The sequence below is a fragment of the Roseisolibacter sp. H3M3-2 genome, assembly GCF_029211165.1.
GTDB lineage: Bacteria > Gemmatimonadota > Gemmatimonadetes > Gemmatimonadales > Gemmatimonadaceae > Roseisolibacter.
Genome location: NZ_JARGEK010000065.1, coordinates 1 through 17,720, shown reverse-complemented (window position 1 = coordinate 17,720; position 17,720 = coordinate 1). Strand labels below are relative to the sequence as shown.

Genomic DNA, 17,720 nt, shown 5'->3' with positions numbered 1-17,720 from the left:
CGCCGACGCGCTGGTCGCGACGCTCCTGGCCGCCCACGCCCCCGGCACCCCGACCGCCGACGGGTGCGCCGCCGCGCCGGCGACGCCCCGCGTCTCCGGCCGCGCGGTCGAGATGGCGGCCCTGCACGGGGTGCTGAGCCGGGCCGACGGGCGTCCGGTGCCGCGCGACAACGGGATCGGGGCGGTGCGCGCCGTCTCGACCCCCGCGCTCGACGGGCGCGCCGGACGCCCGCTCCCGCGCGGCGGCGCGCTGTCGCTCGAGACGTCGCACGCGCTCGGCGTCGGCGGGTGGCTGGCCGCGGTCGCGCAGCCGCGCCTGTCGCTGATCGCCGACGCGGACGGGCGCACGCGCGCGCAGCTCGCCCCGCAACGCCTCGGCGCCCGCGTGGTCGCGCGCAACGTCGCGCTGCACGTCGGGATGGAGGAGCGCCGCTGGGGGATGGGGGGCGCCCGCTCCCTGTTCCTGTCGGGGAACGCCGAGCCGCTGCGCGCGGTGAGCGTCGCCGCCGACACGGCGTTCGCGCTCCCGTGGGTGCTGCGCCACCTGGGGCGGTGGCGGTTCGAGCTGCTGGCGGCCGACCTGGGACGCGGGCGCGAGTTCCCGCACTCCAAGCTGGTCGCCTACAAGCTCGACGTCGCGCCGGCGCCGTGGCTCGAGGTGGGGGCGGGGCTGATGAGCCAGCAGGGCGGGCGCGGCGCGCCGGCGCTGTCGGGGTCCGAGCGGGTGCGCGACCTGGCGCCCTTCCTGTTCTGGATCGTCGACGAGGGGAGCGATCCGCTGGCGACCAACAAGGTCGCGAACGCGCAGGTGCGCGTGCGCGTCCCGCGCTGGCGCTCGGCGTCGCTGGCGTGGGAGGCGGCGATCGACGACTTCGACCTGCGCCGCGTGCGCCGCATGCTGTGGGAGGACACGGGGCACCTGTTCGCGCTGTCGGTGCCGCGGCTGCGCGACGACGGCTCACTCGCCCTCGACGCGCAGTGGCACCACACCTCGCTCCGCCTCGGCCAGCACTACCAGTTCACCGACGGCCTCACCTACCACGGCCGCCTCGTCGGCAGCCCGCTCGGCCCCGCCGCCAGCGCCGGCGCCGCCGCGCTCACCTGGCGCCCCGACGTGCGCACGACCTGGCGCGGCACGCTCACGCACGAGGTGCGCGACTCCAGCCAGTGGCGCTCGCGCGTGACGAGCGTCGACGAGGACGGCTTCGACTTCGTCCGCGTCGGCGGCCCCGGCGTGAAGGAGGGGCGCACGCGCGCCGCGCTCGAGGGCCGTCGCGACGCGCCCGGCGCGGGACGCGGCTGGTGGGCGCGCGCGGGCGTGGAGCGGGTGACGAACGGCGGGTTCAGTCGCGCGCGGCCGGCGGCGACGCGGCCATACGTCGAAGCCGGAGCGGTGGTCCGCTTCTGAACGGCGGGAGTCGCCACAGTGGGAGTCACGAAAGCGGGAGTCGTTCGTGCGCACCGCGCCGTTGCGACTCCCGCCCTTTCGACTCCCGCCCTTTCGACTCCCGCTGTAGCGACTCCCGCCGTACCCGAGTCAGTTACTGACCGGACACTTCCCCCGCCTCGTCTGCTCCGCGAACCGCGCCGGGTCCTTCACGTCGTCGAAGAAGCGGCGCATGAAGCGCTGCGCGCGCTCCCCCCAGCCGCCGTCGATCGGGAGCGAGACGGGGACGCGCTCCAGCGCCTCGCGGCGCGCGACGTACGGGGCGGCGGCGGCGGCCGCGGCGGCGGGGGAGAGGCAGGGGCCGCGCCAGAGGCGCTCCTGCACCGTCTTGATGGGGAGCGACGGGTCGGGGGTGGCGTAGCGCGTGTCGACGAAGCCGGAGAAGTCGAAGTCGTACGGGACCGCGACGATGTCCTCGGGGCCGCGCTGCACGAGCCGCACGTTGTGGAGCGCCGACAGCGACCAGTCGGAGTTGCCGAGGAAGTACTCCCACATCGCGACCGACGCCGCCGAGTCGGGGGTGACGTTCTCGAACAGCGCGCCCTTCGCCTCCAGCACGCGCCCGCCGAGCCGGCGCGCCATCTCGCGCTCGCTCTCGATCAGGAAGCCCCACCGCTCGACGACCTTCGTGGTGTCGCCCTGGCGCACGTAGCGCACGCGCGCGAGGCGGGTGCGGAAGCTCGCCGGCGTCACCACCTGGTGCGCGCGGTAGGCGAGGTACTCGCGCAGCACGTACTCCTCGTGCTCCTCGGAGCCGTCGCGGCAGTGCGTGACCAGCTTGAGCGCCTTCTGGTCGTCGAACGGCGTGCCCCTGGTCCCCTTGTCGAACACCACGCGCAGCGGCGGGAACGAGCACCGGTCCGGGCGCAGGCGGAAGTGGCCGCGCGTGTAGACCTGCACCGGCACCGCCTTCTCGCCGTCGCCGCCGCCCACGCGCACCGTCCCCGCGTAGCCCTTGGGGCGCAGCGTGTCGCGCTGCCCGGCGAGGGCGCGGAAGTCGGTCACCAGCGTGAAGTGCAGCACCGAGTCGGACGCGAACAGCGCGCTCGGCGCGTACGGCTTGGGCGGGCCGGCCTGCTGGCCCTGCCCGTCCTGCTTCTTCGCCTTCTTCGGCTTCTTCTCCTGCGCCGCGGCCGGCGCGGCGAGCGCCAGGAGGCAGGCGGCGAGGACGAGGCGGCGCATCATGCGACCTCCGCGCGGACGACGAACGGGGTGGCTTCGGCCTGCACGGCGTCGAGCACCGCGTCGGGCGGGGTTCCCTTCTTCCAGCGGACGTGGTAGGCGAGCAGCTGCCCGTCGGCGTCCTCGCCGTCGTCGGGGGTCCAGCGCTTCACGCGCTCCTGCAGCACCGACTCGACGAGCGCGCGCGCGGCCGACGCGTCGGTGGTCTCGACTAGCAGGCGGGCGTCGTACTCGTTCTCGGGGACCGACGGGAGCGCGGCCCCCGACTCCTGGCGGCGCCGGCGCACGCGCGTCGCCAGCGCGTCGAGCTGCGCCGGGGCCAGCGTGCGCAGCACCTCGTCGTCGACGCGGGCGACGAACTGGCTCGTGCGGTTGGCGATCGCCATCGCGCGCTCGAGCTGGCGCTTGGCGCGCTCCCCCTCGACCGCCGGCGGCGTGCGCCCGAAGTCGGTGTAGAACAGCGCGAGCGTCGACGCGTTGAAGATCACCGAGAACACGAGCGCGACGTCGAGCTCGACCCCGGCCGCCAGCCCGAGGCCGACGGCGAGGAAGAGGAACGTCGCGTCCTTGCTGTCGTCGAGCGTGTTGCGGAAGCGCACGGCGGCGACGATGCCGGCGAGGCTGAACGCGAGCGCGAGGCTGCTCTTCACCAGCACGACGACGCCGGCGACGACGACGGGGAGCAGCACGAGCGTGTGCACGGTGCTCTGGCGGTACCCCTTCCGCTCGCGCGTGAGCATGTACGTCCACGCGACGGGGAGCGCGAGCGCGAAGGCGGCGACGGCGGCGCCGAGCGCCTCGAGCGCGATTGGGGGGGCGGCCGCGGCGGCGGTGGCCGGCGGCGTCTCGCCGCGGAGGAGGGCGGAGAGCGTCCCGTCGCCGGCGAGCATGGCGGGGGCGAAGGCGTCGAGCGCGCCCTCGGGGGCGCGGCGCCAGAGCAGCGCGCCGCCCCCGAGGAGGAGGGCGTAGTAGCCGACGATGCGGAGGAGGAGCGGGTCGTCGGGGAGCAGCCGGCGCAGCCAGGCGGGCATGGAGTCCGGGCGAGGAGGGCTGCGCGACGATACGACGGCCCGGGCGGTGGCGCCAGCGCGGCGTGGCGCGCCGTAACCCGCGCGCCTGTCGCGCCGTACATTCGGGCATGCCCCTCCCGCCCGCGCTCCGCCTCGCGGCCGACCTGGTCGTGCCGACGCTGCTCTCGCTGGCCGCGGCGGCGACGCCGGAGGCCGCCGGGACCCGCCCCGCCGAGGCGCGCCCCGCCGACACGCGCGCCGCGCGGGCGCGGCAGCAGGGGCCGACGCTGGTGGTCCTCGTGGTCGTCGACCAGATGCGGGCCGACTACCTGACCCGCTTCGCGCCGCAGCTCACCGGCGGGATCGGGCGGCTGGCGCGCGAGGGGGCGGTGCTGACGCGGGCGGTCCACGACCACGCGATCACCGAGACCGCCCCCGGGCACGCGACGCTGCTCGCCGGGCGCCACCCGCGCTCCACCGGGATCATCGGCAACATCCTCGGCGTGGACGACCCGGCGAGCCCGCTGGTGGGCGCCGACAGCGGGGCGGGGGAGCCGGCGTCGCCGCGCCGCTTCCGCGGGACCACGCTCGCCGACTGGATGGTCGCGCGCGACGGGCGCACGCAGGTGCTGGCGGTGTCGCGCAAGGACCGCGGGGCCATCCTCCCGGTCGGGCGCGCCCGCGCGCGCGGCGGCGACCGCCCGACGGCGCAGGCGTACTGGTACGCGACCAACGGTCGCTTCACGACCAGCCGCTGGTACGGCGACCGCCTCCCGGCGTGGGTCGAGTCGTTCAACGCGCGCGCGCTGCCGCAGGGGCTCGCGGGGAAGGCGTGGACGCCGCTGCTCCCCGACAGCGCCTACCCGGAGCCGCGCACGGTGCCGGCGCCGAACGGGCGGTCGGCGCCCTTCCCGCACCCGCTCCCCGCCGACCCGGCGGCGGCCGCCGACTACGTGCGCGCGACGCCGTACATGGACGACCTCACGGTCGACCTCGCGCTCGCCGGCGTGCGCGCGCTCAAGCTCGGCGAGTCGGCGCGCGCCGACCTGCTGGTCGTGTCGCTGTCGACGGTGGACGCCGCGGGGCACCAGTACGGCCCCGACTCGCGCGAGCTGCACGACGCGGTGCTGCGCGCCGACCGCGCCGTGGGGCGCCTGCTCGACACGCTGCTCGCCGGGCGCGACCCGTCGCGCGTGGTGGTCGCGCTGACGTCGGACCACGGCGTCACGCGCATGCCCGAGACGGCGGGGGGCGGCGCGCGCCGCGTCGACCCGGAGGCCGCGCTGGCGCCCGTGCGCCGCCTGCTCGAGTCGCGCGGCGTGTCGCCGTGGGCGGCGCTGCTCGACAACGGCGCGCTCTACCTCGACCGCCGCGCGCTGGAGGCGCGACGGGTGAAGGAGGCGGACGTCGTGGCGGCCGCCGAGTCGGCGCTGCGCGCGGTGCCGGGGGTGCAACGCGTGGACCGCGTGGAGGCGCTCGCCCGCGCCGACACGGCGCGCGACGCGGTGGCGCGCCGCTGGCTGCACTCGCTCCCCCCCGACTACCCGATCCCGCTGGTGGCGACGCTCGACTCGGGGAGCGTGTGGAGCGCGCGCGTGGCCGCGGAGCACGGCACCCCGACCGACGACGACGCGCGGGTGCCGCTGGTGCTGTGGGGCGCGCCGTTCCGGCCGGGGCGCCACGACGGGCCGGCGCGCACCGTGGACCTCGCGCCGACGCTAGCCAGGGTCCTCGGCGTGCGTCCCGCCGAGCCGCTCGACGGGCGGGTGCTGGGGGAGGTGCTGCGGTGATCCTGCGACCTGCGAGCTGCGACCCGCGACCCTGGGCGTAGCTCGCAGGTCGCAGGTCGCACGCAGCCCTCAGGGCCAGCTCGGCGGCAGCGGCGCCCGCGGGATCGGCAGGCGCGGCTCGCGCACCACCGGGCCGTCGCGGCGGTCGCGCGAGTCGTAGACCCGGCCGTCGCGGTCGTAGACGCGCCCGTAGTCGCGGTCGTCGCGCCGGGCGCGGTCGCCGTAGATCACGCGCGCGTTGGCCGGCCGGTAGCGCTCCGCGTAGCCGCAGCTCGTCGGGCGCGGCTGTCGCCCCGGGGGGACACCGTCGATCCAGATTCGACACAGCCCCGGCGGTGGCAGGTGGCCGGGGGGGACGCGGGAGGCGCCGGCGTTGTAGGTGCGGACGGGGCGGCGGCGGGTCTCGTAGACGCGTCGGCCGTCCCACCGGTGGTCGCGGCGGTCGTCCCAGCGGCGGTCGTCGCGGCCGCGCCGGTCCAGGCGGCGCTCGTACCGGCGCTCCGCCCTGGCCTGCCGCTTGACGGCCTTCCGGTACTCTTTCCCGTTGTCCTGGAAGGACTTGCGCCCCTTCCCCTGGGCCGCGGCGTCGGCCGGGGCGAGGGCCACGCCGCCGGCGGCGGCGAGGGTCAGGGCGAGCGCGCCGAGGGCGCGGGTCAGTCGTCGCATGGGGTCCTCCGGTCGGATGCGGCGGTGGTCGGTGCCGCCACGTCGCGGGCGGCCACGGCCGTGCAGAGGGGCAGGAGGGGTGCCGCGGCGCCGCGGTTGACTTCGGGGGCACCCGCGAGACCTTGGGCGGGGCGGGTCGTCCCCCCCGCAGATCCCCGCTTCCGCCGTCCCCGCCGTGCCCGCCGTCCGCGCCTCCCGCCCCGCCCTCTGGGCGTCCGTCCTCCTCGCCGCCGCGTGCGCGCCCGGGCTCGTCCCGGCCCCGCGCCCGGGCGTCCCCGTGGTCGCGTCGATCCCGGCGCCGCCGTCGGAGGAGGTCGCGGCGGCGCTGCGCGCGCGGCGGCTGGCGATGCCGGTGGCCGGCGTGCGGGCCGCGCAGGTGCGCGACGCCTTCGCCGACGGGCGCGGGGAGCGGCTGCACCTCGCGGTCGACATCATGGCGCCGCGCGGCACGCCGGTGCTGAGCGCCGACGACGGCCGCCTGCTGAAGCTGCGCTCCAACGCCCTCGGCGGGATCACGGTGTACGCGGTCGACCCCGAGGAGCGCTTCGTCTACTACTACGCGCACCTCGAGCGCTACCGCGACGGGATCGCCGAGGGGATGCCCGTGCAGCGCGGCGACACGATCGGCTTCGTCGGCACCACGGGGAACGCGCCGCCCGACGTGCCGCACCTGCACTTCCAGGTCGCGCGCCTGCTCGACGCGCGCCGCTACTGGGAGGGCGTGCCGATCGACCCGCTGCCGTACCTGCGCGAGGCGGCCGGCGACGGCGCGCGCGTGGTGTCGCGCACGGCGCCGTCGCAGACGCAGACGCAATCGCCGACGCCGACCCGGGTCGGCGTGCCGCGGCCGACCGTGCCCGTGCTCGAAGCCGAGCCGCGTCCGTAGACGCGCGCCGCACCGCCGTCGCGCGGCGCTCGCGCGCACGTCGAGCACACGGCGAGCACATCTCGCGCGCACGGCGCGCGAACGAGTCGCGAACAACTCCGCGCGCCGCCGACGAGCAACCGTCGCGCGGCGCGCCGTGTCGAAGAGGGCACGCGGGGCCACGGCGGCGCGTCGCCGGGCCGCGGACACGGGATCGCGAAACTGGTCGAAACCGGATTCCGCCCACCGCGTAAGGAGATTCCGACGCCGGCCGCCCCGCGGCGTCGCCGCACGCTGCAGTCGCCGCGCCCCCACGCGACGGCGCGCCGCACGCGGTGCGCCCGTCCCGGCCGCGGATTCCGGCCGGACCCATCTCGTCATCGAGGAACGTCCCATGCGCGCCTTCTTCCGCCGCTCGCTGCTCGCCGCCGCCGCCGTCGTCGCCGTCGCCGCCCCCCTCGCCGCCCGCGCGCACACGCCGGCGGCGCCCGCCGACACCGCCGCCGCGACGACCGCCGCGAAGTGGGTGGGCGTGTACCGCGTGACGATCGCGCAGAAGCAGGGCGACGTGCTCGACGCGCGCGTGCTCATCGAGCCGAACGGGCAGCAGCTCATGGGGATGCTGCTCGTCGACCAGCACGCGTCGGGCATCACCGACGTGCAGGTGCAGGGCGAGGCGCTCGTCGCCACCGTCGTCACCGCCGAGGGGCGCGGCAAGCTGACGCTGCGCACCGACGAGGCGGGGGTGAGCGGCACGCTGCAGATCGGCAAGCGCACGTGGCAGGTGACCGGCGCGCGCGCGATCTGATCGCCGCCCGCACGACGCACGCACGCGCGCGCACGCCGCGCGCGGCGAGGCGGCGCGCGGGGCGTTCGCGCGTCGGCGCGCCTGGGCGGGCCGCGCCCGTGGCCCCGCGCCCCTGGCGCCGCGCCCGTGCTCCCGGGGCGCCGTCCCGTTAGCGTTGGGTGAGGGCGCCCGCCCCAACGCCGACGAGAGGACCGAGCACATGCCCATGACCGGAAAGGAGCGCGCCGCCCTGCGCGCCGAAGCGCACCACCTGGAGCCGATGGTCCACGTCGGCCAGCAGGGGCTCTCCCCCACCGTCTTCCAGTCGCTCGACGACGCGCTGCGCACGCACGAGCTGGTGAAGATCCAGCTCACCAGGTCCGCCGACGTGCCGGTGAAGGACGCCGCCAACGCGCTCGCCACCGCCGTCGCCGCCGAGGTGGTGCAGGTGATCGGGAAGACGGCGACGCTCTACCGCCACAACCCGGAGCTCAAGCGCAAGCACGGCGACCTGCCGCCCTGGCGCCGCTGACCGGCCCGGGCGCCGGAACGACGAAGCGCCCGCCGGTCGACGACCGGCGGGCGCTTCGCGTGCGGACGGCTCAGGTCACGGCTTGTAGACGATCGGCAGCTGCACGCGCGCGCGCACCGCGCTGCCGTCCTTCTTGCCGGGGACGAACATCATCTTCTCGACGACCGACTTGGCGGCGGTGCCGAGGGCCGGCGCGGGCGTCTCGAGCACCTCGATGCTCGTCGGCTCGACCTTGCCGTCCTTCCCGATGACGAACTGCACGTTCACGGTGCCGCCCTTGCCCGACGTGCGCAGGTCCTCGGGGAACGACCGCGCGACGAGGCGGGCGGTGGCGGCGGCCGAGACGAGCTTCGGCGGCGACGACAGGTCCTCGCCCCCGTACACCTCCCCCTGCGCGGCGGCGAGGCGCGGGGCCGCGCAGAGCGCGAACGCGACGGCGGCGGCGGAGGCGAGACGGCGGACGCGACGATCGGACGAGGGCATGGCGGGAGCTCCTGGAGCGGGATGGGCGGAAGTGGGGTCGGCGCGCGACGCGCCCTGACACTTCCGAAGATCGGCCGATCCCCCGCCGTTCTTTAACGCGACTGCGGGCCGGCCGATGACGCAGTCGTCATCGCCGGCCCGCCGCCGTCTCCCCGCCGTCCGTCCGCGCGGCGGCGCTCAGCCGCTCACCACCCCGGCGCCAGGTTGAAGCCGAAGTGCCCGCGCTTGTCCGGCCGCTGGAACGGGTAGGCGTAGAACGCCTCCACCACCGCGAAGCCGAGGACGTTGATGCGCGCCGCCACGCCGGTGCTGAACACCGGGACGCGCGCGGGGTTGTTGCGCGCCGCGTCGCCGCGCAGCACCTCGAACGACGGCGACTGCGCGCTCGACCACGCGAGGCCGGCGTCGACGAACGGCGCGAGCTCGATCGGCAGGAGGTTGGTGCGGATCAGCCCCAGCCCCTCCGGCCCGAGCAGCGGGATGCGCAGCTCGGCGTTGGCCACCGCGATGCGGCTGCCGACCAGGCGGTCGAACACGGGGCACCCGCGCGCGTCGGCGGCGTTGCCGCACTCGTTCGCCTCGATGTTGTTCGCCACGTCGTAGCCGCGGATCAGCGTGCCGTAGCCCGCGTACAGCGGCGCGAGGCGCAGCGAGTCCTCGGCGTCGCGCCCGTAGCGGCCGAAGTGCAGCCCGCGGAAGGCGAACGTCGCCGGCCGGGTGCGGAAGTAGCGCCGGTAGTCGGCGGTGCCGGTGGTGAAGCGCAGCGTACCGACCGTCGGCGAGACCTCGAAGCGGTAGCGCCCCCCGGCCAGCGGCGACGTGAGGCCGAACGTCGTGTAGTCGCCGACGAACGCCGCGCTCCCCTGCGCGTAGTAGATCGCCTCGGGCGACGGGATGTCGCGGCGGTCCTGGTCGACCGGGTTGCCGAAGTCGTCGACGATGATGTCGAGCGCCTGCTGGCTGTACCCCTGCCGCGTGGCGCCGAGCGAGAACTCGAAGCGGCGCGTGACGTCGAGCGGGTACTGCGCGAGCCCCTGCACGTTGCTGATGAAGATGCGCTGCAGCACCTGCCGGTAGACGAACTGCCCGTCCTCGCGCTGGCCGGCCGTCGTGTAGCCCGTCAGGAACGGGATGTGGCCCACGCCGCCGCCCCAGTTCCAGCGCGTGCGCCGGTTCAGGTAGAACAGCTGCCCGCCGATGTCCTGCAGCTGCCCCTGCGCCTGCACGACCGCCTGCAGGCTGCGGTTCCCGAGGTTGTCGGAGAAGGCGACGCCGATGCCGCCGCCGACCTGCGTGCCGAACACGCTGCTCGTCCCCACGCCGATGGTGGGCGGGGCGATGAAGTCGAGGCGGAGCTTCGAGTTGTACCCCTCCTCGCGGAACGCGACGTTGGTCGACGGGAGCCCCGTCGCCGCGTCGGCGAGGTAGCGCTCGATCCGGCTCTGCGTGGCGTTGGTCGTCGGCGGGAGGGTGCCGCCGGTGCCGCCGGTGGTCCCCTCGGCGATCGCCCGCACGCCCGCGCTGTCGACCGGCGTCCCCTGCGCCTCGTTCGCCTCGAGGCGCACGACGTTGTAGCCGCCGCGGTCGAACACGGTGAAGGCGACGCGCCCCGAGGCGCGCGCGACCGAGAGGGCGGGGGAGAGGCGCGAGATCCCCGACACGCCGGTGGCGACGCGCGTCACGCGCGCCCGCGCGCCGGTCGTCAGGTCCAGCCGGTAGACGTCGGAGAAGCCGTCCGGGTCGGCCACGAAGTACAGCGACCGCCCGTCGGGGGAGAAGTTCGGGTTGATGTGCCGCGCGCCGACGAACCCCGGCAGCACGCGGATCTCGCGCGACTGCACGTCGATCGTGGCGAGCCGCATCGGCGCGAAGGTGAGGCGCTCGAAGTCGGTGCCGGGGCCGCGGTCGGTCGCGAACGCGATCGTGCGCCCGTCGGGGCTCCACGTCGGCTGCAGCTCGGCCTCGCGCCCGGTCGTCAGCTGCTGCAGCTGGTCGGTCTGCAGGTCGTACAGGAACAGGTCGCTGATCCCGCCCTTGTTCCCCGAGAAGGCGATGTAGCGCCCGTCGGGGCTCCACGCCGGGTCGAGCGCGGCGCCGACGTCGGGGGTGCGCAGCGTGCGCACCGAGCGCCGCCGGTCGAGGTCGTACACGTCGATGACCTGGTCCCCCTCGCGGTACACGACGTAGGCGAGCTGCCGCCCGTCGGGGCTCCAGCTGCCGGCCGACGCGATGAAGCTCAGCGCGTCGAAGTGGCGCGCGCGGTTGAGGGAGCCGAGCTGCTGGATGACGCGCCCCGTCTCGGCGTCGGCGACGTAGAGGTCGATGTCGAACAGCCCGCGCGACGAGTAGAACGCGACCGTCTTCCCGTCGGGGCTCAGCACCGGCGCGAGGTTGTACTCGCCGCCGCGGCGGTTGCGCTGCCCGATCACCAGGTTCGCCGTGCTGTCGGGGGCCGTGCGCCCGGCCATCAGCGGGAGGTACGCGCCCTTGATGGCCGCGCCCCAGTCCTTCGACAGCTGGTCGGTCGAGATGTCGAGCACGCGGCGGATGCCGCCCTCGAAGCCGTGGCGGAGCGACTGCTTGAAGACGTCCACCACCGCCTGGTCGCCGTAGCGCCCGCCCACGTACGCCCAGAGCGCCTGCCCGTAGCGGTACGGGAAGTAGCGCGGGTCGGTGGTGAGCTGCCTGATGGTCGGCACGTCGTTGCGGCGCGCGGCGTCGCGCAGCCACGTCGCTGTGTTCACGTCCTCGCGCCCGAGCGACAGGTACTCGGCCATCCCCTCGACCAGCCAGAGGGGGAGGGCGTTGAGCCGCTGCACGCCGCCCGCCTTCTCGGCGAGGTCGTACTGGAACACGTGCACCAGCTCGTGGCCGAGGACGTGGTGGTTGTCCTGGTACACGCCGGTGAACGGCATGATGACGCGCGAGCGGAAGCCCTCGGTGACGCCGCCCGTCCCCTCGCTCTCGATGTCGGTGACGTTGTTCTGCTGGAAGTCGGGCTGGTCGGCGAAGAAGATCAGCGACCGGCGGCCGAGCGAGTCCTGCAGGAACGGCGAGAGCCGCGCGTACCACCGCTCCGCCATCCGCCCGGCGTCGCGCGACGCCTCGGCGATCTCGGGGTAGTAGTGGACGTCGAAGCGCGGCGTGGCGAGGATCCGGAAGTCGAAGGTCTCGTAGTTGACCTTGTTCCGGCCGAAGTACTGCGCGCCGGCGGTCGCGGGCGCGGCGGCGGCCAGCAGCGCGAGCGCCGCCAGCAGCGCCGCCGCGACCGCGCGGGCGCGCGGGCGCACGGGAACGTGGGCAGACATGCCTCCCTCCTGGGTGACGCCGCCGGCACCGCGGACGCGTCGGCGGCGGAGCAGGGCTCAGGGGGGCAACAGCCATGCCCGGGAACACCCTACGCGCGGCCGGCGGCGGCCCGGAACCCGCGAGGGCGGGGGCGCGTTCGCCGCCTGCCGCGCCGCGGCGCGTGGCGCCGCGCTTGTCGCCCTCGGCGGCGCCTTTCTATCTTTCGCGGCCGAACCCTTCCGTCCTCCCTCCCCGGCGCCACGCCCATGCCGTACGTCATCACCGAAGCCTGCATCAACGTCAAGGACAAGTCCTGCGTGGACGTCTGCCCGGTGGACTGCATCTACGAGGGCGGGGACCAGCTCTACATCCACCCCGACGAGTGCATCGACTGCGGGGCGTGCGAGCCGGAGTGCCCGGTGACGGCGATCTTCCCCGAGGAGGACGTGCCGGGGAGCCTGCAGGCGTACATCGCGAAGAACCGCGACGTCTTCAAGAGCGACGCCCCGCCCGCGCGCCCGACGCGCTGAGCCGCGCCGCGACGCAGAAGGGCCCCCGCCGCGTGGTGCGCGGCGGGGGCCCTTCGGACGTTCCGGGTCAGGCGCGGGTCAGGCGCGGTCGAGGAAGACCTGCTTGGCGACCAGCGCCCCCGCCATCGCGACGTACTGGAGCAGCGTCGACACCTCGCTCCGCCACGCCTCGCCCCAGTGGTGCGGGCCCGACTCGGGCGCCGCCGGCGGGCGCGGGAACCAGCGCGGCGTGCGCGCCTTGTAGGCCAGGTACTCGCCGCCGAAGATCGACTCGAGGACCCCCTCCTCGTAGCGCACGATCAGCGAGTACTCGAGCGCGAACAGGAGGAGCGCGACGGGGAGGAACCAGAGCACCCCCGAGGCGACCACCACGCCCATCCAGGCGAGGAAGTTCCCGACGTAGAGCGGGTTCCGCATCCAGCCGAAGATCCCGTACGTCACCAGCCGCTGCACGGTGCGCGAGCGGCGCCGCGTGACGGTGCCGGCGGCGGCGACCCCCGCCAGCCGCACCGCCTCCCCGGCCGCCACCAGCGCGGCGCCGGCGGCCCAGGTCGCGGGCCCCTGCTCGCCCGGGACGAGCAGCGGGACGGCGAAGAAGGGGACGGGGAGCCACCCCCGGTTCCGGAACAGCACCGCCCCCAGCTCGGCGGAGCGGGTGCACTCGGCGGCGCACTTGTCGGCGAGCGGCGCCGACGCGGGCGCGTGGAGCTCTCGGATGGGGGCTGCAGACACCGGCGACGAGCGGAGGGGTGGGGAAGGGCTCGGATCGGGCACGGGCGCGACCGACGGCAAGGGCAAGGCAGGTGCCGACGTCGTCCCGGGCAGAACACCGGAAGCTGTCCGGACCCCGGGACGGCTTCAAGCATACCCGCCCGGCGCGCGAGGATTCCCTCTCTGACGAATTCGTCAGAGACCGCGCAGGAAGTCGGCGAGCGCGTCCGCGAAGGCGTCGGGGCGCTCCCACGCGCTCACGTGCCCCGCGGCCGGGATCTCGACCAGCGTCGCGCCCGGGATCGCGTCGGCCATCGCCCGCGAGTCGCGGGGCGGGGTGAGCACGTCCTCCGCCCCCACCACGACCAGCGTCGGCACCGTGATGGCGGGGAGGAGCGGGGTCGAGTCGGGGCGCGTGCGCATCGCCTCGAGCGCCCCCACGATCCCGTCGACGCTCGCCGACGCCATCAGGGCGCGCAGCCCCTCGGCGAGCGCCGGCTCCCCGGCCCGCGCGGTGCGCCCCAGCGCGCCCGGCAGCTGCGACTCGGCGACGGCGGCCGCCCCCTCGCGCCGCGCCGTCTCGGCGAGCGCGACGCGCTTGGCGCGCTGCGCCTCGTCGTCGGCGCCGGCGCGCGTGTCGGCGAGGACGAGGGCGCGCACCCGCTCCGGATGCCGCCGCCAGAGCGCGAACGCGACGTAGCCGCCCATCGAGAGGCCGCACACCACGGCCTGCCGCTCGCCCGCCCGCTCGATCAGCGCGGCCAGGTCGTCGGCGTGCCGATCGAGCGTGAGCGGCGGCTCTGGGGGCGCGGCGCCGAACCCGCGCAGGTCCGGGGCCTCGACGCGCCAGCCGGCGAGGTCGGGGCGGGCGCGGAGGCGGTCGACGACCGGGGTCCAGAAGGCGCCGGCGTGGGGGAAGCCGTGGATGAGGACGAGAAGCAAGGGCGTGCTCTGGTGAGGCGTTCTCTGAAGGGCGTTCTCCGGTACGGCGTTCTCTGGTACGGCGTTCTCTGGTACGGCGTAGTCTCATGGGGCGTGGTCTGGTACGGCGTGACCTGCGCCCGTCGGTCGTGGTTCACGCCGCATCCGAGAACGCCTCACCTGAGAACGCCGCACCTGAGAACGCCGTATCTGAGAACGCCCTACCAGGTGGGAAACACCGACTTCCACCGCTCCGGGACCGGGACCGGCCTCCCCTCCTGATCGAGACACACGAACGTGATCGTCGCCTCGGCGTGCACCCGCTCGGTCGCGGCGTGGCGCACCTGCTGGCGGATGCGGTAGCTGGTGCGCCCGACGCCGGCGAGCCCGGAGCGGATCACGAGGTCGTCGCCGGGGAGCGACTGCCAGTGGTAGGCGATGTCGACGTGGCGCACGACCGACCACACGCCGTCGGCCCACAGGTCGCGCCGCGTCACGTCGCGCAGCGGGATCACCGTCTCGAGCAGCGCCCAGCGCGCGTGCTCGAGGATCGTGATCATGGTCGCGTGGTTCACGTGCCCGAAGACGTCGCAGTCGGTCGGGTAGACGTGGTAGGTGAGCTCGTGCGCCATCGGCGTCAGTCCTCGTCGTCGCCGTCGTCCTCGGTGCCGTCGCTCATGAGCGGCACGTCGTCGCCGACCACGTCGCGCACGTAGAGCATCTTGATCGGCACCAGCACCGCGGCCGTCAGCGGGACCGCGACCATCAGCCCGAGGAAGCCGAAGACGAGCGTCATCAGCGCCTGGGCGACCAGCGTCAGCGCCGGCGGCAGGTCCATGCCGCCGCGCATCAGCGCCGGGATCAGCAGGTTGTTCTCGAGGAACTGGATCCCCCAGTAGGCGGCCAGCACCGCGAGCGCCTTCTCGGGGCCGTCGACGAAGCCCATGGCGATCGCCGGCACCGCGCTCAGGATCGGCCCGACCGTCGGGATGAACTCGAGCAGCCCGGCGATGAAGCCGAGCGCGAACGCCGCCTTCACGTTCAGGAGCAGCATCGCCACCGTGGTGACGACGCCGATGGCGACCATCGCGATCAGCTGCACGACGAGCCACTTCCGCAGCACGGTCGCCATCTCGGTCAGCACCTCCCCCGCGCGGCGCCGCGCGCGGTGCGGGAAGAGGTGCATCAGCCCGTCGTGGTACGTCTGCGGCTCGGCGCCGATGTAGATCGCCAGGAAGATGATCAGCACCAGCCCCGCGGTGACCGTGCCGACCGACGACAGGAAGCCGAACAGGTAGCCCGAGGCGCGGCTGAGCTGCCCGCCGAGCTTCGCGGTCAGTGTCTCGGTGGCCGACGGGGCGCCGGCGTCGCCGCCCCCGCCCTGCGGCTGCTGCGCCCCCCCGGCCGGCGACGCCTGCCCCGACTGCACCGTCCGCGTCCCCTGGGCGGGGACGGCGCCCGGGCGCCCCGGGGTGCCCTGGGCCGGGGTGGTCGTGGTGGTGGTCGTCGTGGTGGTGGTCGTGGGCGCGGCGCCCCCCGTGCCGGCGGCCCCGGGCTGCGGGGCGGTCATCGACTTCACGACCATCGACACGGGGCTGCTCGGGTGCGTGTCGACCCAGCGTTGCGCGCGGTCGAGCGCCGCCGGGATCTGGCGGCGGAGCACCCCGAACTGCTCGGTGAGGGTGGGCGCCATCAGCGCCCCGACGCCGACCAGCGCGCCGAGCGTCCCGAAGACGATGAGCGCCGAGGCGACGCCGCGGCGGCGGAAGCCGGCGCGCTCCAGGCGGTCGACCGCCGCCCCGACGGCGAGGCCGAACAGCGTCCCGAGGAAGACGACGAAGACCAGCGAGTTGGCGAACCAGAGCAGCTGCCCGACGACGTACAGGCCGAACACCAGCGCCGCGGCGCGGATGACGTCTCGGCTGCGCCACCCGACGTTGCGGATGCGGCGCTCGCGCTGCCCGATCGGGGGGGCGGCGATGGGGCGGGAGGCGGCGGGCCCGGACGGGGGGACGTCGACGAGGCGACGCCCGGCGGGCTCGCCGGGGCCGGGGGCGCCGGGCGGGTCGTTGGGTTCGGTCATGGCGGGCGTGAGCGCAAGGCAGGTGCCCCCCCGGCGGCGCCCCGGGGCGGGCCCCCCGCGACGGATGCCTCGCGGCGGGCGCGCGCTACATTAACCGGCGCCGGCGCCCCCGGCGCCTCCCCCGCGCCGCGCGACGTTCCGCGGCGCCCCTCCCCCCCCCACGCTCCCCGCGACACGACGTGTCGAAGTCCGCCCCCAGCCCGAAGCGCGCGTCCGACGCCGTGCGCTACCTCGACACCCCCGCGGCCGCCGAGGACTTCCTGCGCGGGCTGCGGGACGTGCGGCTGCTGGCGCTCGACACCGAGGGGGCGAGCTTCCACCGCTTCGTCGACCGCATCTACCTGCTGCAGCTCACCGCGCGCGCGGGGGACGGCGCCGAGACGAGCGCGATCCTCGACCCGCTGGCCGTGGGGCCGCTGCCGGCGCTCGGCGAGCTGCTGGCCGACGCGGACGTGGAGGTGGTCTTCCACGACGCCGACTACGACCTGCGGCTGCTGCACCAGGACTACGGGTGGCACCCGCGCCCGCTGTTCGACACGCGCATCGCGGCGCAGCTGCTCGGGCTGCGCGCCTTCGGGCTGGCGGCGCTCCTGGAGCGCGAGTTCGACGTGAAGCTGGACAAGAAGCACCAGCGCGCCGACTGGTCGATGCGCCCGCTGACGCCCGACATGCTCGACTACGCGGCGCAGGACACGCGCTTCCTCCCGGAGCTGCGCGACCGGCTGCGGGCGCAGCTCGAGAAGGCGGGGCGGCTGGCGTGGGCGGAGGAGGAGTTCGCGCGGCTCGAGGGGACGCGGTGGGCGGAGGAGGACGCGTCGCAGGCGTTCCTGAAGCTCAAGGGCGCGCGCGACCTGAACCGGCGCGAGCTGGCGCTGCTGCGCGAGCTGGTGATCTGGCGCGACGGCGTGGCGGCGCAGCTCGACCGCTCGACCTTCCGCGTGGCCGGGAACGAGGTGCTGCTCGACATCGCGCGCCGCGCGCCGCGCACGCGCGAGGAGCTGGCCTCCATCAAGGGCGTGCCGCGCGGGTCGCTCGAGTCGCGCGGCGCGGAGATGCTGGAGGCGGTCGCGCGCGGGGTCGCCGTCCCCGACGCCGAGCTGCCGCGCTTCCCGCGCGCGCCGCGGTGGGACCGCGACCCCGACTTCGACGCGCGCGTCTCGCGGCTGCGCGGGCTGCGCGACGACGCGGCGCAGCGCCTCGACCTCGACCCGGGCGTGCTGCTGTCGCGCGAGCGGCTGGAGGCGGTGGCGCGGAAGAACCCGGCCACGCTCGACGAGCTCGCGGCGATGCCCGAGCTGCGGCGCTGGCAGGTGGCGGAGCTGGGCGAGTCGCTGCTCGCCGAGCTGCGCGAGGTGGCGCGGATCGTCGCCGGCGCGGCCGCCGCGCCGGCGTCGGACGGGGCGGCGCCTGCGGCCGCGCCCCCCG

General features: G+C 75.6%; 16 protein-coding genes. 7 read left to right on the top strand and 9 right to left on the bottom strand.

What is annotated here, in order from left to right; all coding sequences use genetic code 11:
* Positions 1 to 1,408 (top strand): capsule assembly Wzi family protein (locus PYV61_RS07870; RefSeq protein ID WP_275830084.1); only part of this gene is annotated, 1,408 nt, incomplete at its 5' end.
* 129 nt (positions 1,409 to 1,537) lie between these two features.
* Here PYV61_RS07870 and PYV61_RS07865 read toward each other — a convergent pair.
* Together PYV61_RS07865 and PYV61_RS07860 are read right to left on the bottom strand one after the other, a co-directional pair.
* Complete coding sequence (locus tag PYV61_RS07865) at positions 1,538 to 2,632, bottom strand: hypothetical protein (protein WP_275830082.1); 1,095 nt, start codon at positions 2,630 to 2,632, stop codon at positions 1,538 to 1,540.
* Positions 2,629 to 3,660, bottom strand: a complete 1,032-nt coding sequence (locus tag PYV61_RS07860) for a DUF4956 domain-containing protein (protein WP_275830080.1) — start codon at positions 3,658 to 3,660, stop codon at positions 2,629 to 2,631. The genes PYV61_RS07865 and PYV61_RS07860 overlap by 4 nt, the downstream gene beginning before the upstream one ends.
* Before the next feature lie 107 nt (positions 3,661 to 3,767).
* On the opposite strand from PYV61_RS07860, the gene PYV61_RS07855 reads away from it, so the two are divergent.
* Positions 3,768 to 5,429 carry an alkaline phosphatase family protein gene (locus PYV61_RS07855; protein WP_275830078.1) on the top strand — a complete coding sequence of 554 codons (1,662 nt, stop codon included), beginning with the start codon at positions 3,768 to 3,770 and terminating at the stop codon, positions 5,427 to 5,429.
* 69 nt (positions 5,430 to 5,498) lie between these two features.
* Here PYV61_RS07855 and PYV61_RS07850 read toward each other — a convergent pair whose 3' ends face one another.
* Positions 5,499 to 6,095, bottom strand: a complete 597-nt coding sequence (locus tag PYV61_RS07850) for a hypothetical protein (RefSeq protein ID WP_275830076.1) — start codon at positions 6,093 to 6,095, stop codon at positions 5,499 to 5,501.
* A 175-nt stretch (positions 6,096 to 6,270) separates the two neighbouring features.
* Here PYV61_RS07850 and PYV61_RS07845 point away from each other — a divergent pair, with 175 nt between their 5' ends.
* From PYV61_RS07845 to yhbY, 3 genes are all read left to right on the top strand, one after another.
* Positions 6,271 to 6,981 (top strand): M23 family metallopeptidase, encoded by a 711-nt coding sequence (locus tag PYV61_RS07845; protein ID WP_275830074.1) that lies wholly within the window; start codon positions 6,271 to 6,273, stop codon positions 6,979 to 6,981.
* A 373-nt stretch (positions 6,982 to 7,354) separates the two neighbouring features.
* Entirely contained in the window at positions 7,355 to 7,768 is a 414-nt protein-coding gene (locus PYV61_RS07840) for a hypothetical protein (RefSeq protein ID WP_275830072.1), read from the top strand.
* 199 nt (positions 7,769 to 7,967) lie between these two features.
* Positions 7,968 to 8,279 (top strand): ribosome assembly RNA-binding protein YhbY, encoded by a 312-nt coding sequence (gene yhbY, locus PYV61_RS07835; RefSeq protein WP_275830070.1) that lies wholly within the window; start codon positions 7,968 to 7,970, stop codon positions 8,277 to 8,279.
* Between the two features lie 75 nt (positions 8,280 to 8,354).
* Here the strand turns inward: yhbY and PYV61_RS07830 are convergent, their stop codons facing one another.
* Both PYV61_RS07830 and PYV61_RS07825 read right to left on the bottom strand, forming a co-directional pair.
* Entirely contained in the window at positions 8,355 to 8,762 is a 408-nt protein-coding gene (locus tag PYV61_RS07830; RefSeq protein ID WP_275830068.1) for an energy transducer TonB, read from the bottom strand.
* Between the two features lie 185 nt (positions 8,763 to 8,947).
* A complete protein-coding gene (locus PYV61_RS07825; protein WP_275830066.1) occupies positions 8,948 to 12,070 on the bottom strand; it encodes a basic secretory protein-like protein in 3,123 nt (1,040 codons plus the stop codon).
* A gap of 246 nt (positions 12,071 to 12,316) precedes the next feature.
* On the opposite strand from PYV61_RS07825, the gene PYV61_RS07820 reads away from it, so the two are divergent.
* Entirely contained in the window at positions 12,317 to 12,580 is a 264-nt protein-coding gene (locus PYV61_RS07820; RefSeq protein WP_275830064.1) for a ferredoxin family protein, read from the top strand.
* A 78-nt stretch (positions 12,581 to 12,658) separates the two neighbouring features.
* Here PYV61_RS07820 and PYV61_RS07815 read toward each other — a convergent pair whose 3' ends face one another.
* From PYV61_RS07815 to PYV61_RS07800, 4 genes are all read right to left on the bottom strand, one after another.
* A complete protein-coding gene (locus PYV61_RS07815; protein ID WP_275830062.1) occupies positions 12,659 to 13,312 on the bottom strand; it encodes an isoprenylcysteine carboxylmethyltransferase family protein in 654 nt (217 codons plus the stop codon).
* 174 nt (positions 13,313 to 13,486) lie between these two features.
* The gene (locus tag PYV61_RS07810) at positions 13,487 to 14,233 is read right to left on the bottom strand and encodes an alpha/beta fold hydrolase (RefSeq protein WP_275830060.1); all 747 of its coding nucleotides are present in this window, start codon (positions 14,231 to 14,233) and stop codon (positions 13,487 to 13,489) included.
* Between the two features lie 200 nt (positions 14,234 to 14,433).
* Complete coding sequence (locus PYV61_RS07805; RefSeq protein WP_275830058.1) at positions 14,434 to 14,844, bottom strand: thioesterase family protein; 411 nt, start codon at positions 14,842 to 14,844, stop codon at positions 14,434 to 14,436.
* Between the two features lie 5 nt (positions 14,845 to 14,849).
* Entirely contained in the window at positions 14,850 to 16,295 is a 1,446-nt protein-coding gene (locus PYV61_RS07800) for an AI-2E family transporter (protein ID WP_275830056.1), read from the bottom strand.
* Positions 16,296 to 16,474: 179 nt separating this feature from the next.
* Here PYV61_RS07800 and PYV61_RS07795 point away from each other — a divergent pair.
* On the top strand, positions 16,475 to 17,720 hold a 1,246-nt coding region (locus PYV61_RS07795; protein WP_275830054.1), incomplete at its 3' end, for an HRDC domain-containing protein.

Excerpts from the sequence above, each read along its gene's own strand:
- PYV61_RS07865 (WP_275830082.1), bottom strand. The coding sequence starts at position 2,632 with ATGATGCGCCGCCTCGTCCTCGCCGCCTGCCTCCTGGCGCTCGCCGCG.
- PYV61_RS07860 (WP_275830080.1), bottom strand. The coding sequence starts at position 3,660 with ATGCCCGCCTGGCTGCGCCGGCTGCTCCCCGACGACCCGCTCCTCCTC.
- PYV61_RS07855 (WP_275830078.1), top strand. The coding sequence starts at position 3,768 with ATGCCCCTCCCGCCCGCGCTCCGCCTCGCGGCCGACCTGGTCGTGCCG.
- PYV61_RS07850 (WP_275830076.1), bottom strand. The coding sequence starts at position 6,095 with ATGCGACGACTGACCCGCGCCCTCGGCGCGCTCGCCCTGACCCTCGCC.
- PYV61_RS07840 (WP_275830072.1), top strand. The coding sequence starts at position 7,355 with ATGCGCGCCTTCTTCCGCCGCTCGCTGCTCGCCGCCGCCGCCGTCGTC.
- yhbY (WP_275830070.1), top strand. The coding sequence starts at position 7,968 with ATGCCCATGACCGGAAAGGAGCGCGCCGCCCTGCGCGCCGAAGCGCAC.
- PYV61_RS07830 (WP_275830068.1), bottom strand. The coding sequence starts at position 8,762 with ATGCCCTCGTCCGATCGTCGCGTCCGCCGTCTCGCCTCCGCCGCCGCC.
- PYV61_RS07825 (WP_275830066.1), bottom strand. The coding sequence starts at position 12,070 with ATGTCTGCCCACGTTCCCGTGCGCCCGCGCGCCCGCGCGGTCGCGGCG.
- PYV61_RS07820 (WP_275830064.1), top strand. The coding sequence starts at position 12,317 with ATGCCGTACGTCATCACCGAAGCCTGCATCAACGTCAAGGACAAGTCC.
- PYV61_RS07805 (WP_275830058.1), bottom strand. The coding sequence starts at position 14,844 with ATGGCGCACGAGCTCACCTACCACGTCTACCCGACCGACTGCGACGTC.
- PYV61_RS07800 (WP_275830056.1), bottom strand. The coding sequence starts at position 16,295 with ATGACCGAACCCAACGACCCGCCCGGCGCCCCCGGCCCCGGCGAGCCC.